General features: G+C 60.0%; 14 protein-coding genes and 2 pseudogenes. 10 read left to right on the top strand and 6 right to left on the bottom strand.

Going from position 1 to position 13,603, the window contains the following annotated elements; all coding sequences use genetic code 11:
• Positions 1-119: 119 nt before the first annotated feature.
• From OKW43_RS37410 to OKW43_RS37400, 3 genes are read left to right on the top strand one after another with little or no spacing between them, the layout of a single operon-like run.
• Positions 120-1,346, top strand: a complete 1,227-nt coding sequence (locus OKW43_RS37410) for a tyrosine-type recombinase/integrase (RefSeq protein ID WP_429453596.1) — start codon at positions 120-122, stop codon at positions 1,344-1,346.
• Positions 1,343-2,320 carry a tyrosine-type recombinase/integrase gene (locus tag OKW43_RS37405; RefSeq protein WP_187639360.1) on the top strand — a complete coding sequence of 326 codons (978 nt, stop codon included), beginning with the start codon at positions 1,343-1,345 and terminating at the stop codon, positions 2,318-2,320. Before OKW43_RS37410 ends, OKW43_RS37405 begins: the two co-directional genes overlap by 4 nt.
• Positions 2,317-3,345 (top strand): tyrosine-type recombinase/integrase, encoded by a 1,029-nt coding sequence (locus OKW43_RS37400; RefSeq protein WP_429453594.1) that lies wholly within the window; start codon positions 2,317-2,319, stop codon positions 3,343-3,345. Before OKW43_RS37405 ends, OKW43_RS37400 begins: the two co-directional genes overlap by 4 nt.
• A gap of 85 nt (positions 3,346-3,430) precedes the next feature.
• On the opposite strand, the pseudogene OKW43_RS37395 reads toward OKW43_RS37400, so the two are convergent.
• Positions 3,431-3,925 (bottom strand): annotated as a pseudogene (locus tag OKW43_RS37395) (ATP-binding protein); the annotation flags it as partial.
• On the bottom strand, positions 3,918-5,441 hold the full coding sequence (gene istA / locus OKW43_RS37390) for an IS21 family transposase (protein ID WP_187639264.1): 1,524 nt from the start codon (positions 5,439-5,441) through the stop codon (positions 3,918-3,920). The gene istA and the pseudogene OKW43_RS37395, both read right to left, overlap by 8 nt.
• A gap of 118 nt (positions 5,442-5,559) precedes the next feature.
• Between istA and OKW43_RS37385 the strand changes: the two genes are divergently transcribed.
• Together OKW43_RS37385 and OKW43_RS37380 are read left to right on the top strand one after the other, a co-directional pair.
• Complete coding sequence (locus OKW43_RS37385) at positions 5,560-6,363, top strand: MFS transporter (RefSeq protein ID WP_429453592.1); 804 nt, start codon at positions 5,560-5,562, stop codon at positions 6,361-6,363.
• 2 nt (positions 6,364-6,365) lie between these two features.
• Positions 6,366-6,737 carry an MFS transporter gene (locus tag OKW43_RS37380; RefSeq protein WP_429453590.1) on the top strand — a complete coding sequence of 124 codons (372 nt, stop codon included), beginning with the start codon at positions 6,366-6,368 and terminating at the stop codon, positions 6,735-6,737.
• Here OKW43_RS37380 and OKW43_RS37375 read toward each other — a convergent pair.
• Positions 6,701-7,315 (bottom strand): DUF4142 domain-containing protein, encoded by a 615-nt coding sequence (locus tag OKW43_RS37375; protein ID WP_429453588.1) that lies wholly within the window; start codon positions 7,313-7,315, stop codon positions 6,701-6,703. The genes OKW43_RS37380 and OKW43_RS37375 overlap by 37 nt on opposite strands.
• A gap of 608 nt (positions 7,316-7,923) precedes the next feature.
• Here OKW43_RS37375 and OKW43_RS37370 point away from each other — a divergent pair.
• From OKW43_RS37370 to OKW43_RS37350, 5 genes are all read left to right on the top strand, one after another.
• On the top strand, positions 7,924-8,277 hold the full coding sequence (locus OKW43_RS37370) for a BON domain-containing protein (RefSeq protein ID WP_187639262.1): 354 nt from the start codon (positions 7,924-7,926) through the stop codon (positions 8,275-8,277).
• A gap of 866 nt (positions 8,278-9,143) precedes the next feature.
• Complete coding sequence (locus OKW43_RS37365; protein ID WP_026226204.1) at positions 9,144-9,341, top strand: hypothetical protein; 198 nt, start codon at positions 9,144-9,146, stop codon at positions 9,339-9,341.
• 241 nt (positions 9,342-9,582) lie between these two features.
• On the top strand, positions 9,583-10,158 hold the full coding sequence (locus OKW43_RS37360) for a phasin family protein (protein WP_187639261.1): 576 nt from the start codon (positions 9,583-9,585) through the stop codon (positions 10,156-10,158).
• A 164-nt stretch (positions 10,159-10,322) separates the two neighbouring features.
• Positions 10,323-11,066 carry an acetoacetyl-CoA reductase gene (gene phbB, locus OKW43_RS37355; protein WP_187639260.1) on the top strand — a complete coding sequence of 248 codons (744 nt, stop codon included), beginning with the start codon at positions 10,323-10,325 and terminating at the stop codon, positions 11,064-11,066.
• A gap of 28 nt (positions 11,067-11,094) precedes the next feature.
• Complete coding sequence (locus tag OKW43_RS37350) at positions 11,095-11,253, top strand: hypothetical protein (RefSeq protein WP_187639265.1); 159 nt, start codon at positions 11,095-11,097, stop codon at positions 11,251-11,253.
• Between the two features lie 242 nt (positions 11,254-11,495).
• Here OKW43_RS37350 and OKW43_RS37345 read toward each other — a convergent pair whose 3' ends face one another.
• The 3 genes and pseudogenes from OKW43_RS37345 to OKW43_RS37335 all read right to left on the bottom strand — a co-directional run bounded on the left by OKW43_RS37345 (position 11,496) and on the right by OKW43_RS37335 (position 13,561).
• Complete coding sequence (locus tag OKW43_RS37345) at positions 11,496-11,759, bottom strand: hypothetical protein (protein WP_187639259.1); 264 nt, start codon at positions 11,757-11,759, stop codon at positions 11,496-11,498.
• Positions 11,760-12,297: 538 nt separating this feature from the next.
• Positions 12,298-12,602 (bottom strand): annotated as a pseudogene (locus OKW43_RS37340) (MFS transporter); the annotation flags it as partial.
• A 137-nt stretch (positions 12,603-12,739) separates the two neighbouring features.
• Positions 12,740-13,561 (bottom strand): LytR/AlgR family response regulator transcription factor, encoded by an 822-nt coding sequence (locus tag OKW43_RS37335; RefSeq protein ID WP_246530490.1) that lies wholly within the window; start codon positions 13,559-13,561, stop codon positions 12,740-12,742.
• Between the last annotated feature and the right edge of the window lie 42 nt (positions 13,562-13,603).

Here is a 13,603-nt window from a genome sequence, read left to right as displayed (position 1 = left end):
ACGTCGTTATGTGCAGTCGGCCGCCGCGGCCACAGTACACTGGGGCTTTGAGGCCGCAGTACTACACATAACTGGAACGAGCTACTGTGATTCTTCCGTTCACTTGAATGGGAGTTCACATGCTGGAATTTCTCTTTCCCCGAGATTGGCCGCACTATGCTGCCGGCCCGCAAGGACCGCTAGTCCGCAATTTTTCGGCGTGGGTCGTCGAGCGCGGCTATACGCGCATTTGCGCAAAGCGCCACGTGCACCGTTTCCGTGAGGTCCTTGCCTATAACCATGTCGCCGCTGGCACCGGCCTCCCGATTACCTCGACTGCGCTGTTCCGCTGGTTCGCACCGTGGTCGCACGAGACGTTATACCGCGCCACGCAGCGAGCGGCAGCGCGCTTCCTAACCGATCGGGGCCTCTTCGTTCCGGTCGCAAAGCCCGGCCGATTCGACCCGCTCGTTTCACAATACCGTTCGCACCTCATTGATCTGCGTGGGCTGTCTTCCTCCACGGTCGAACAGCACCTGAGCACGGTTACCGGCTTCTTGGCGAGCGCCTGTTCGGGGCGTAGGCGCCTTGCGAGCGTTGGATCCGAGGATGTCGAGCGCTTTATCAATCAAACCAGCAAGCGTCTTTGCCGTCAGAGTCTTCAGCATACGGTTGCACACCTTCGCGCCTTTCTGAGGTTCTGCGCCGATCGAGGCTATACGACGAATCGGCTCGACGTCATCGACACGCCCCGTACCTATCGCGGAGAACTTCCACCGCGGGCGCTCGATTGGAGGACGGTATGCAAGCTCCTGCATTCGATAGACCGTTCGAGTGTTGAGGGTTGCCGTGATCACGCGATTCTCTCCTTGATGGCCTACTATGGCTTGCGCCCAACAGAAGTTTCCGGATTGATGCTCGGCTCGATAGACTGGGAGAACAAAACCCTGCGAGTGAACCAGTGCAAGACCCGCTCGGTATTGATCCTGCCGCTCAACGGTCGAACGCGATGCGTGCTCGAGCGCTATCTACGCCGACGCCCACCCTTGACGGGCACGCGGCAGATGTTCCTCAGAGTACGGTGCCCGGCTGGTCCGATCAAGGCTGCAACGGTCGACGACATCTACGCCAAGCGCGCACGGCTCAGTGGTCTGCCCATTCGGCAGACCAGTCCCTACTGCCTGAGGCATAGCTTTGCCATGCGCCTGCTAGAGCGAGGCGTCGGCGTGAAGACGATCGGCGATCTGCTCGGTCACCACCGCCTTGAGAGCACGTGCGTCTATCTTCGCCTGCATATCGAGGCGCTGCGCGAGGTTGCCTTACCAGTCCCTTGTTGTGGCCACGCCTCGACGAAGGGGGCATCATGAACGCCCATATCGCATCAACTGCGCTTGATCCGGTCATCAGTCGATACCTTGCCCACCGCCGAGCGCTAGGACGTCAGTACGGCAATCAGGAGCGTACCTTGCACTCGCTGACGGACTTTCTCGTCCGGGTTGGGGAATCGGATCTGAGTAGCAGGTCGTTCGAATCGTGGTGCAAGACCTTCCATTCCCTTACCTCAAACGTGCGCCGCGCCCGTCAAGTTGCCGTGCGCAATTTCTGCCTCTACCGGCAACGTACCGAGCCTCGATGTTTTGTGCCGGACATCAACCGGTTCGCGCGACCGCGACCGCACGCCGCACCAATAATCCTGACTCCCGCGCAGGTTGGGCAGCTACTCGAACTTGCCGGCACGCGCGAGGCCACGGCGAGATCGCCGCTACGACCGTATGTCCTGCGCCTGGCGCTTGTACTGCTGTACACCGCTGGGCTAAGGCGAAGGGAATTATTACGGTTGACGCTGGCCGATGCGGACGCGCAGGCCGGGGTCCTGCGCGTACGGGAATCGAAGTTTCACAAATCGAGGTGGGTTCCGCTGTCGCGCGGTGCCCGGCGGGAACTACGCCGCTACCTCGTGCGCCGCCTGGCCACCCCGCTCGACACCTCGTCGTCGTCACCGTTACTTTGCAATCTGAGCCATGGTCTGCGAGGTTACACCGGAGGAGGATTGCGTGAAGGGATCATGGGATTACTGCTAGGCGCGGGCATACGGGATGTCGACGGACGGGTTCCCCGCATTCAGGACTTCAGGCATTCCTTTGCAATTGAAGCTCTGATGCGCTGGTATCGTCAGGGCGCGGACGTCCAGTCAAACCTGCCGAAGCTCGCGCTTTATATGGGTCATGTATCAATTGTGTCGACGGCCTACTATTTGCGCTGGATTCCGGAACTCCAGGAACTGGCGAGCGATCGGTTCGCGAAACGATTCGGCTATCTTGTCCACGGAGAGCAAAGATGAAACCGCGTTCTTACTCCGATGAGCTCGGACGGAGTCTTGTCCGGTTCTTCCAGGATTATCTGCCCACGTTGCGAGGGATGAGCCGGCACACGATCCATAGCTATCGCGACACGCTGCTGCTCCTGCTGCGGTTTCTCAGTGCGAAGCGACACTGCGGCATTGAACGTCTGGATCTTGCAGCGATCACCGCTGAATCGGTCGGACAGTTCCTGGCATCTCTCGAGCGAGACCGGCACAACGGCATAGCGACGCGCAATGCCCGGCTTGCCGCGATTCATACATTCGCGCGGTTCCTGGCAACTGAACGTCCTGAACATCTGGCGGCGTCGCAGGCAATTCTCGGCATTCCATTCAAACGCGGTGCCCGGTCAGCGCCGATCGAATATCTCGAGCAGGACGAGGTCGAGGCGCTGCTGAATGCGATCGATCGAACTACTGCCACTGGACGGCGTGACTACGCATTGTTCTCGCTCATGTTTAATACCGGGGCAAGGGTGCAGGAGGTACTCGACCTTCGTTTGTGCGACCTGCGTTTGCAGCGGCCGTGCCAGGTCAGACTGCCAGGCAAGGGGAACAAGGTGCGCACCTGTCCGATCTGGCCGCAGACTGCCAGGTTGCTGCGGCGACTTGTTGACGAACGCCAGCATCCGCTTGACGTGACCGAGGAACTGTTTGTCAATAGTCGCGGCGAGAAGCTCACCCGCTTTGGGGTGCATTACCTGCTTCGCAAGCATCTGATCGCCGCCGAAGCGGTCGTGCCTACCCTCCGCGAGAAGCGCATCCACCCTCACTCCCTTAGACATACGACTGCACTCAGCCTGCTAAAGGCTGGCGTCGACTTCGCAACCATCAGCCAGTGGCTCGGTCACGCGAGTTTGGATACAACCATGCGCTATGCGAGGGCAGACATCGACATGAAGCGCCAGGCGCTCCTGCAAGTGTTCCCGGACATATTGACGACGGCGCCGACCGACCGCCGAACATTCGAACGCTTGCCGATTATCGACTGGTTGAAGCGGCTCTGATACTTATGTGGAGGTCGCGTCCGGGCTACCGGCTATCACTATGCCTCAACCGGTCGCACTCCACATAACGGGGCACTGCACATAGGTCCAGAATGACCAGGTCGAGGCGCAGCAGGCTCGCCGCGATCCTCCCGGCGCGTCCCTGCGCCTTCTCCTGCTCCAGTGCGTTGGCCAGATCCACGGTCGAGTAGAAGCGCACCCGTTTGCCGTGGTGCATGATGCCGGACACGCCGATGGCGGTCGCCAGATGCGTCTTGCCCGAGCCCGGGCCGCCGACCAGAACCAGGTTGTGCGCGCCTTCGGTGAACGTCATGCCGGCCAGTTGCGTGACGAGCTGGCGGTCGACCGGCGAGCCATCGAAGTCGAAGCCGGCGATGTCGCGATGCACCGGGAACTTCGCCGCGTTCATCTGGTGGCTGACCGAACGCACGGCCCGATCCGCGACCTCGGCCTGCAACAGCCGTTCGAGCAGCCATTGCGAAGACGCCGCCTCGACATTCACCTGTTCGAGCAGTTCGGCCCAGCCGGCAGCCATGCCGTGCAGCCGCAAGTGTTTAAGTTCGACGATCAGATCACGCATGACCGGCCTCCGGCTGTTGCAGCGCCGGGCGCAGCCCGTCGTAGCGCGATGTGTCGGCCAACGGCGGTGTCGTCAGTTGCAGCGCAGTATCGATCTTCGGCGGCATCTGCACGCTGCGCATGCGCGACAGCACGTTCACCACATGCTCCACGCTCACGCGCCCGGAGGGCGGCGCCTGCTCCAATGCGAGTTCGACTGCAACCACTATGGCATCCAGACCGCTTTCCGGGACCAGTGCCAGAACCTTCGCCATTACCCGGTCACCACCTGGCTCGCGTAGTAACGCCCGACGCAGGCGTTGCAGCGGCTCGGGCATATCCTGGAACGGCGCACCGTTGCGCAGCGCGCCAGGCTTGCGCTGGATCAGCGGGATATAGTGCTGCCACTCGTATCGCACCAGTCCTTCGTCGGCCAGTCGATCGTGTTCGGCCACCACGGCGTCGTCGCCCACCACCACAACACGACCAGGATAGAGCCGCGTGCTAAGCATCTGGCCTGCGAATTCGCATGGCACGGAGTAGCGATTGCGGCCAATCACCACCAGGCAGGTCGACGAGACTCGTGCCGCACGCTCAACATAACCGTCGAACGGTGTCGGCATCGGCATCAGATGGGCGCGCTCCTGCTCGAACACGTCGGCGACGCTCAGGTCACGATAGTCCGGGTGCTTCACCTGATCCCACAACGACCGGCACCGCGTCGCCAGCCATGCATTCAGATCAGCGAAACTGCCGAAGCGTTGCGCCCGCGCCTCAATCCAGATGCGTAGACGGCTGTCCTGCACGTTCTTCTCGACGACGCCTTTCTCCCAGCCACTGGCGACGTTACAGAAGTCCGGATCGAACAGATAATGCGAGCACATTACAGCGAAACGCGGATTGACCGTGCGACCCTTGCCTTTGTGAACCTTGTCTACGGCCGTTTTCATATTGTCGTAGATGCCCCGGCGGGCCACTCCGCCGAAAGCGGCGAACGAGCGCGTATGGGCATCGAACAGCATCTCGTGCCCCTGGCTCGGATAGGCAACCAGCCAGAACGCCCGCGACGCACACAGCTTCATGTGCGACACCTGCAGCTTGCGGTAAATGCCGCCGACAACCAGTCCTTCCTCGGACCAGTCAAACTGGAATGCCTCGCCCAGCTCGAATCGCAACGGCACAAACGCCGACTTCAAAGCCGCCTTGCCTTCACTTTGCCGCCAGGCCCGGATGAAATCGGTGACCCGCGAGTAACAGCCGTCGTAGCCGCCGCCCTTGATCTCCTGGAACAGCATCCAGGCGGTGCGCCGCTCCTTCTTCGGTCGCCGCGCGTCGACACTGAGCGCCTGCACCAGCACCTCATGAAACGGCGTTAACCGGGTCGGCTGCGAGCGCCGCTGATACTTCGGCTCCTCCTGAACATCCATGTTCAGATATTTACTAATCGTGTTGCGCGACAGGCTTGTGAGACGCGCTATCTCGCGTACCGACTTGTTCTGGCGGTGGAACATCCGCCGCACCTTGCCAATCATCGTCATCGGGATCATCCCCAAACACCCTGCCAGAAAAACTAGCAGGATAGGTTGATTGCCCGGCTCAGTTTTCAGTCGGCGCGATCCCTACATGTGGCTGAATTTTCGGTCGGCGTAAACAGGCATGGGGGTCATTTTGCCGCTGCTGCCGTTCTATTCGCAGCACTTTGGCGCCAGCCCGTTCGCCCTCGGCGCGCTGGTGGCCATCTTTTCGCTCGGCCAGTTCATCGCCGCCCCGATGCTCGGCAGACTTTCCGATCGCTTTGGACGCAAACTGGTCCTGCTGGGTAGCCAGATCGGCACGTTTGTCAGCGTCGTGCTGCTCGCCTGCGCAGGCAACCTTCTGATTGTCTTTCTGGCGCATATCCTGGACGGCATCACTTCTGGAAATCTCTCGGTCGCGAGTGCCTATGCGGTTGATCACAGCTCACCACAAAACCGGCGTCGCGCTATCGGACTCGTCAGCGCAGCCGTCGGGGTAGGTATGATGGTTGGCCCGTCACTCTCAGCGGGGTTATCGCGTATCTCGATCTCCGCTCCGATCTTGGCTGCCGTGTTATTGTCGGCGTTGAGCGCGACGGTCAACCTGATCTTCCTGCCGGCCGACGATAAATCAGCGCCGAGTAAGGGAAAGCGCCAGGTGCTGTCCCTATGGCGCACGCTTCGGACTCCGCGCTCTGCGCCGGTGCTTCTTGTGCTGGCACTGTTCTATTTTGGCTTTTCCATGTACGTCTCGCAGTTCGCGCTGTTTCTTCAGGCGCACTACGTCTGGAACGGAGCCGCTTTTGGACCGCGTGAGGTGGGCTATATCTTCACCGCGTCCGGGGCCATCAACATCATCGTTCAGACCGTCGCGATGAAAAAACTCGATGAAGTGATTCCTGAGAACCTGCTTGCTGCTGTCAGCCTGCTACTTTTTTTTCCATAGGGTTGAGCATTTTCAATTTTCTACCAGGGCTTGCGCCGCTGGCCGTCGGCCTTGTCATGGCAAGTGTAGGAACGGCGATGACCAGGCCAACACTGATGGCCGCGTTGTCCATGACATCGTCACCTCAGCAGCAGGGTGCAATCATGGGCTTGAATACGTCGCTGATGGCGGTCTGCAACGTCATTGCGCCACTTGTTGCGGGGGCGCTCATTGATCACGGCCTGTATTTCGGCTGGGCTTTCGCCATTGCCTCCATTATGGCTGCGGGTGGTTGCTGCACCCTTGTTCTGGTCAGGCTGAAGAAATGGCCGGGTGGCTCACCCGAATCCCCTGGGGATTACCAGACCCGAGCCGATTGCAGTCGAATCGCATAGTCGAGATGCAAGATGAAAATCACCCGCGCTCTGACGAGCAGCGCCTTCAGTTCCGCGTTTTTCGCGGCGGGAAGCAGCGTGTTGTCCACCGCATGAACCAATTGCTGGTGATATGCGATCTCTTGATAGAGGTAGTCTCCGTCGAACGCGTACTCATCGGCCGCATTCAACCTGGCGAGGTTGTCATCCCCTTCGTTCCGAAACGCCTCGCTCATCCTACTATTTTCGGGGTAGAGCATCAGCCTCTGCGTCAATTCGACGGCTGATTGATCCAAGTCCCTGTGTTCTGCGATCATTTGTCCAGCGAAATTCTGGATGCTTCTTCTCTGGCTTCGGCTTAGCGCGAGGTTGCCCGCCTCGATTTCGGCTCGATTCGCGACCATGAGGATGGCGGCGATTTGCTGGTCAGTGTGTTGCGCGTGTACGTCATACATGCACAGCGACAATGCAGCGAGTAACACCAGCGCGGCGGCTTTGCGGCTCGGGATCATCTTTCGCCTCCGGTTCGAACCATTGAACGGACACGTCTGCTGCGGTACTGCATCGATCGGTTGAATCCGCCGGTCGAAATCAGTCAATCGGATGGCTGGTTTAGCGCCGCGGTGCGTGACCGCTCATGGCCGATCTTTGTCCGACGTCGATCGACGACGGCACGCGAGCCACTTCTGCCCTTCGACTTGGCAAGACCGCAGCAGCAACTTCCAAAGTAGCGGCTGTTCACGCGGATGTCTATGCCCACACAAGGCGCGCGCGACGGTCAAAAGGAGAGAGCCTTGACCGCCTGCCTCGAAGTACTCAGCTTCAATGTCCGATACAAAGACTAGGAGCGTCATAATCACGCGGGCGCTAGCTGGAGCGCAAACACGCGCCAGTTGAGGCGTTCAGCGTTCCTTGCCATGTGTACTGGAGTCGGGCGCCTCCGTGCAGCGCATTGAGGCGTAACCTTTCAGCACGCTGATCGTGCACGTGGTGAGGTGGCTTCCAATGCGTCACGCGTTCGGATCTGCGGTGAAGCCTCGCCAGCGATACCGCGGCTGCTCATTCGCGAACTCGCCCGATGATCGGCCTACCAGCGGGCGCGCGTCTGGATACGGGCTTTCCCTTAATCGTGCAAGCAGCTTTGTTAGAAGCGGAATGTTGGCTATCTTTGACTCACCATCTGCAAGGCCGAACGAGAGAGGCAATCATGAAAGCATGGAACGTCGTGAATCTGCTCGTCGTCGTGGGATGCGTGACGTTGACGTCGAACGTCTACGCGAAAGCCAGCACTGCTATGCCGATGGGCTCGGGTCCGGCTGCAGGTTCAGGCAAGGCGACGCCAGCGGACAAGAAGCTGGCTCGGGATGTACGCAAGGCGTTGTCGAAAGCGCCCAACTTCAACGTGTCGAACGTATTCGTCAAGGCGCGCGGAGGTGTCGTGACATTATCCGGCAGCGTGTCGGACGGTCCTCAGATCCAGCAGGCCGCGGAAGTGGCGAAGGGCGTGCCGGGTGTAACGTCGGTGAGTAACCATCTGACGCTCTATACGAAAGGGTATTGACCCTTCGAGGCGGCGCCGGGAAGTACTGGCCGTTTTCAGCCGTGAATATTGCAAGAGGAGCCGACGCTTCGTGAAATTTCACGCGCTCCTTTAGCGCCTTCATTTGCAATAGCGTTGGCAACGTTACGCCGTTCTTCGCCGCTGTCATTCGGCAAGAATCGACACGAGCATTTCAGGCGGGGCCGATCTACAGCCAGGTCGCGCCAGAGCACAGATTCATGTTCCAGGCACGGCTCCGGCGCTTCTGTGCGGGGGCTCAGCACCGCCGGTTGCGATTGGCGGTACCCGACCCATTCCTGCCACTCAGTTAGTTTCTGCGAATGTCACCACCGCGCTCCAGAGCGGCCGTTCTGCCCCCGCCGCCCCGTCGGATGTAACTGGAGGCCGCGGGAGAAGTCAATGCTTTGGAGCCTTTACGCTGGTCAGAATTCTGAGAATAAGCGACTCGCATGGGATGTAATAAATATTTCTCAATATCAGGTTATAAGCGGCCATCTCTGAAAAAGACACTGCCTATAAACGCCATATTCAAATATGAATAGGGGCGCTGCACGGCGCCATTGATTGGACTGCCAATTCAGACATCGAGGTGGGCGTTCAGATCGGCCCGGGCCCAGCCCATCAAGGTTTCCACGGTCACTCGCCGGCAGGGGAATGGCAAGCGTCGCCTTCCATGCAGGCTAAATAAGCAGACAAATCAAAAAAGTACTCGCATATTGCAATTGAAAACTGAGCGGTTATGATGACGTCTCTGTCAGGATTTCCCTAACGTTCGCTTTGCCTGGCAAGGGAAATATTTGCCGCCATTCTCCGTGAAGAGGGTAATTAATGCTCGCGGCGCAGACAGACTAAATCGAGGAGACGATATGCTGAGTCCCCATGAATTCGCCACCCTAATGCTCATCAAGGACGCGCCGGATCAGATCGAACTGGGCCGCGCCGAGCTCGACACGCTGCTGGAGCGTCAACTCATATCACTGGAAAGCCGCGCCTCGGGCCATCCACGTCCTCATGTCACAAGCGAAGGCGCTTCCATTCTCAAGGCCGTCGCGCGAAGGCGCTAGGGAATTGCGGCGCGTGCCGCTGCCCCACGCGGCGAGCGCGCCGAAGAAAAACTAAGCGAAGTAGCTTTTGAGGGACTTTAATGTGTAGTGCCTCTTGCTGTAACGACCCTCCGAGTATTCGCGACGCTTGCTGCCTGGCAGGCGTCCTTGCGCTTCGGTCCATCCATTATCGCCATTCGTCGCGCGAAACCCGGTCGTTCGGGGCTCCGTGCGGCGGACTGAATCCTGAGGAATTTCAATAATGGCTCTATCGAGTCCCGAGCAAATCGCCGCATCGCAGAAGGCTGGCCTCGACGCATTCTTCGGATTGACCGGCAAGGCCTTTGAAGGCGTCGAAAAACTGGTCGCCCTGAACCTGCAGGTCGTCAGGTCCACGCTGGCGGCGTCGCAGGAGAACCTGACGAAGGCGCCCGGCACAACCGACCCGCAGCAGTGGTTGACGCTGCAAGCCGGTTTCACCGCGCCTTTCGCGGAGAAATCACTGTCATACGGCCGTCAACTCTTCGACATCGCGTCAACCACGCAGGCTGAGATCGCGCAACTCGCACAGACGCAGTACGAACGGTATAACGCACGCATGCAGGAATTCATCGAGGAAGCGGCGAAGAGTGCTCCCGCGGGTTCCGAAGCGGCGATCGCCGCGTGGAAGTCCGCGATCAGCGCCACCACCACGCTGTGCGAATCGCTGCAGAAGACGGGGCAGCAGGCCGCGGAGATGGCCGGGACCAGTCTCGAAGCCGTCACGGCCTCAGCGTCCAAGGCCGCCAAACGTAGTGCCGCCGAGTCGGCTGCCGTGGTCGCGAGCGCGAAGCACTGAGACTCAGGCGGGCAGCGATGCCCGCGTTATCGGTTCCATATCTATATGTAGGATTCCTTTTATTTATTCTGGGTAAGGATCCGGCATTTCAATGCATCCAATTCTTGACTGAAGGCAGTGTTGCTCCAGACGGGCACGCCGCCGGTATTTGTGAGGACGATTCGATGGCAAAGCAGATCGCGGTAGTAACGGGCGGCATGGGTGGACTGGGCGAGGCGATCAGCATCAAGTTGCATGACGCCGGTCATGCGGTCGTAGTTACCCATTCGCCGGGCAACACCGGTGCGAACGAGTGGCTCGCACGCAAGGAAGCCGAGGGACGACAGTTCCGCGCGTATGCGGTCGACGTCGCCGACTACGACTCGTGCGAAAAATGCCTGGCGCAGATCCAAGCGGAAGTCGGACCGGTCGACATCCTGATCAACAACGCCGGCATCACGCGCGACGCCGGCTTCAAAAAACTGGACAAGGTCAATTGGGACGCGGTAATCCGCACCAACCTCGATTCGGTGTTCAACATGACGAAGCCGGTGTGCGACAGCATGGTCGAGCGCGGCTGGGGCCGCATCATCAACGTGTCGTCGATCATTGGCTCCAAGGGTGGGTTCGGCCAGACCAACTATGCGGCGGCAAAGGCCGGCATGCATGGTTTCACGAAATCGCTGGCGCTCGAGGTGGCGAAAAAAGGCGTCACTGTCAACACGATCTCGCCCGGCTATATCGCGACGAAGATGGTGATGGCGGTGCCCGAGGACATCCGCGAGACGAAGATCATTCCGCAGATTCCGGTCGGCCGGCTCGGGCAGCCGGACGAAGTCGCCGCACTCGTGCTGTACCTGTGCTCGCGCGAGGCGGGCTTCGTGACCGGCGCCAACATCGCGATCAATGGAGGGCAGCACCTGCAGTGAACCCGAGAGATCCGCAATGGAGGTTCCCATGAGCGAAGCAGTGGCAATCGTCGTAGGTTCATTCGTGCTGGTGACGGCAACAGCGTTCGTCGCCGCTCACTATCACCGGGAGCAAATGCGCCGAAAACTGCTTAGACGGCTGGATTACCATCGCGACTGGGGGGATTGGAGCAGCGCCCGGCATTGAATCTCTGCGCTCGCCCCCTGTTGTTGCGGTACGGGGGGTGATTGTATTGATAGCTTGTTGATCTGGTCAGCGTCGACATCTTCGTCTTGCATGATCGCCGAGAACTCCCCAGTTTTAGCGTTCGCCAGAATCAGCTTGGTCATGCTCACGCGATACTGCGGACAAAACCGATACTAAGCGCAAGCCAAACCGCTTCCGCCGTTACCTTCATCCAATCTTCAATCCATCGCGATTGGGCGAACTCACTGGACGAGTGTGTCGTCTACGACCCGCTGCCCAGCGCTGAACCCTGCCATGAGCGCGGCGACTTCCGTCGCGAAAGGCTGCTGGTTATCTGCTGTCAGCCGTATCGGCGCAATCATGAGCCGAGTAGCGCCCGCCGTTCTAATGTGCACGACGGCGATGAAGCCACGCGGTGGCAGCAATGTAACGTTGCCAGACGCTTCCCACACTGGTTCAAGCTCGACCGCGATCTCGAAGCCTTTGTACGTATAGATTCTTTTCATCTGTCTATTTGAATTGTGACCCCGCTGTCTCGCACTCTACGAAATCAATTCTTCGACGTAGGCCCCTTCTCCCGTTCCGTAACGGAGGGTTCGCGAAAAGTGTTTGAACAATTTTTTCAGGGGCCGCCATATTCACCTTTCTTTCAAAGTTGGGGCTGGTGGGCCGCACGAATGACATTATGCCCACAATACCGCCACGGTAAATGATCGGCGTCACTGGCGAGCCTCGTCGAGGCATTGATAGCTCATCGACCGCTTTCAGGCGCAGCTACCGATCGAGGCGTCGCCGCGTCGAAGGGCGGCTCGCTCCTCATTAGTTGACGTTCGCGAACAGATCGTGACGGGCCGTTTCTGGCCGACAACGGGCAGAGCGCTGGCCGACAACGATCCGCCCGCGCAGACGCCTGGCTACAAGACGGATGCTGGAAAAGTGGACAAGCATATGAAACCGCGCAGACCTGCGCCAATTGCAGGCGCTGCAAGGGGAAGGCCGCTGCTCGACCGATCCGTGTCCGACCTGCGGCGCCACACTGATCGATCACGCAGTCGGGGTAGCATGTCCGCCGTCGCCCATCGCTCGCGGGTCGTCGTGTTCCCGCGAAATGTCCTTGTTCGTTTAATCGCCCAGTCGCGAAGCGGCGATCAGGCTGTGCACCGCGCACGCGAGGACATAGCGCGCGATTGCGTAGCCGAATGGTAGTAGGCGGAGAGCGCGGTGGCAATCAGCGGTGCAGGGCCGCCGGCAATGACGGAAGCCAACTGGTAGCCGAGCGATGCGCCGCTGTAACGCAGCCGCCCCGTGAACGATTCAGCGATCAAGGCGGCTTGGGGACCATACATCAACACGGAAGAGGCACGGCTGCGTTCGCAGTTCGCCGGCGAATGCGACGCGTACTGTGCCCGTACATCGCGACTGACTCCCGCTACTGAAACGGATCCGTCACTGTGCGTTCGACGTGTCACCGGCGATGCCTGCCGGCTCACATCTGCCGGAACAGGTGCGCGTATTGTTTGCTCACGGCAACCTCGCCACTGTGGCCGCGCAGCTTGAGCGACATTTTCCCTAACGTGCTGACGGATGCGCTTTCCACCTGGTCAACATTCACCACCGTGCTTCGGTGCACCTGGCAGAAGCGCGCCGGGTCCAGTTGCGCACACAGTTCCTTGAGGCTCGTGCGAATCAGCAGTTCGCCTGTGCGCGTCGTGACGACAACATATTTGTCGGCAGCCTCGAAGTACAACGCCTCGTCCACCGGCACAATCCTGATGTCGCTTCCGCTGGATGCGCGCAGATAGCGTAGCGGCGCACTGCGTGCACTGTCCTGCGAGCGCAGTTGAACGTTGCGCGTGATCTGCTCCAGCTGACCGAGGAGCCGTTGCAGGTCCGCCTGCACATGCGCACCGGGCGCCGCATCCGATGGCGCGCGCGCAAGCAGCGTGCGTAACCTGTCGACTGTGCGCGCGAGCCGCGTGGCATCGACAGGCTTCAGAAGATAGTCGATGGCGGCGGCATCGAAGGCGTCCAACGCATACTGGTCATACGCGGTTACGAACACGATCTGCGGCGGCGTCGCGAGATTCGCGCACGCGCGCGCAACATCGAGACCGGTCGCGCCCGGCATAGAGATGTCGAGGAACGCGACGTCCGGTTGCAATGCTCCGATACGCTCGATGGCATCGTGGCCGTTGCCGACGGTCGCGACAATCTGCAATGCTGGCCATGCCCGCCCCAACTCCCGCTGAAGCGCGGCCGCAATCGGCGGCTCGTCCTCGGCGATCAGCGCGGTCGGCGCGCGAGACATCTCCGGCGAAGGGGTCTTGCCGTCGTCATTCTGTGCCGCTGT

Origin of the sequence: Paraburkholderia sp. WC7.3g (genome assembly GCF_050436345.1) — a bacterium.
In the GTDB taxonomy this organism is placed as follows: Bacteria; Pseudomonadota; Gammaproteobacteria; order Burkholderiales; family Burkholderiaceae; genus Paraburkholderia; species Paraburkholderia podalyriae.
Note: the sequence above shows the minus strand (reverse complement) of the source record. Positions and strands in the feature narration are given on the sequence as shown.

Coding starts and splice junctions, on each gene's coding strand:
- OKW43_RS37385 (WP_429453592.1), top strand. CDS start 5,560: ATGGGGGTCATTTTGCCGCTGCTGCCGTTCTATTCGCAGCACTTTGGC.
- OKW43_RS37365 (WP_026226204.1), top strand. CDS start 9,144: ATGCTGAGTCCCCATGAATTCGCCACCCTAATGCTCATCAAGGACGCG.
- OKW43_RS37410 (WP_429453596.1), top strand. CDS start 120: ATGCTGGAATTTCTCTTTCCCCGAGATTGGCCGCACTATGCTGCCGGC.
- OKW43_RS37345 (WP_187639259.1), bottom strand. CDS start 11,759: ATGAAAAGAATCTATACGTACAAAGGCTTCGAGATCGCGGTCGAGCTT.
- OKW43_RS37335 (WP_246530490.1), bottom strand. CDS start 13,561: ATGTCTCGCGCGCCGACCGCGCTGATCGCCGAGGACGAGCCGCCGATT.
- OKW43_RS37400 (WP_429453594.1), top strand. CDS start 2,317: ATGAAACCGCGTTCTTACTCCGATGAGCTCGGACGGAGTCTTGTCCGG.
- OKW43_RS37360 (WP_187639261.1), top strand. CDS start 9,583: ATGGCTCTATCGAGTCCCGAGCAAATCGCCGCATCGCAGAAGGCTGGC.
- istA (WP_187639264.1), bottom strand. CDS start 5,441: ATGACGATGATTGGCAAGGTGCGGCGGATGTTCCACCGCCAGAACAAG.
- OKW43_RS37350 (WP_187639265.1), top strand. CDS start 11,095: ATGAGCGAAGCAGTGGCAATCGTCGTAGGTTCATTCGTGCTGGTGACG.
- OKW43_RS37405 (WP_187639360.1), top strand. CDS start 1,343: ATGAACGCCCATATCGCATCAACTGCGCTTGATCCGGTCATCAGTCGA.
- phbB (WP_187639260.1), top strand. CDS start 10,323: ATGGCAAAGCAGATCGCGGTAGTAACGGGCGGCATGGGTGGACTGGGC.
- OKW43_RS37370 (WP_187639262.1), top strand. CDS start 7,924: ATGAAAGCATGGAACGTCGTGAATCTGCTCGTCGTCGTGGGATGCGTG.